We start from the raw sequence: 299 nt of genomic DNA, 5'->3' as shown, positions 1-299 counted from the left end.
CTTCTAACACCTTATGTATCTTCTTTATTTTATAATCTCCTAAATCTTTTTCTAAACTTTCACGTATTACTACTCCTATAGTTTCCTTATTACTAAAATTAACTTCACAAAAAGTTCTTATTTCTAACTTTTCATCTGATTCATAATTATATGTATTCATATATTTTTTCACATATATTTGATAATACATTAACCAGTCTTCTCTTTTTAAGTTCAATTATAATTTTACTTCATTGTTTTATTACTGTACCTGTTTCTGGTCTTTGACTAACAACTTTACCATTTCCTGTTATTTTAAG

At 24.1% G+C, this 299-nt stretch carries 1 protein-coding gene; it reads right to left on the bottom strand.

Annotated features, from left to right (window positions below; all coding sequences use genetic code 11):
* The coding region (locus AYC59_RS01360; protein ID WP_211259990.1) for a primosomal protein N' family DNA-binding protein at window positions 1-190 on the bottom strand (190 nt) is incomplete at its 3' end.
* Window positions 191-299 lie beyond the last annotated feature (109 nt).

The sequence above is a fragment of the Pseudostreptobacillus hongkongensis genome, assembly GCF_001559795.1.
Lineage (GTDB): Bacteria > Fusobacteriota > Fusobacteriia > Fusobacteriales > Leptotrichiaceae > Pseudostreptobacillus > Pseudostreptobacillus hongkongensis.
Note: the sequence above shows the minus strand (reverse complement) of the source record. Positions and strands in the feature narration are given on the sequence as shown.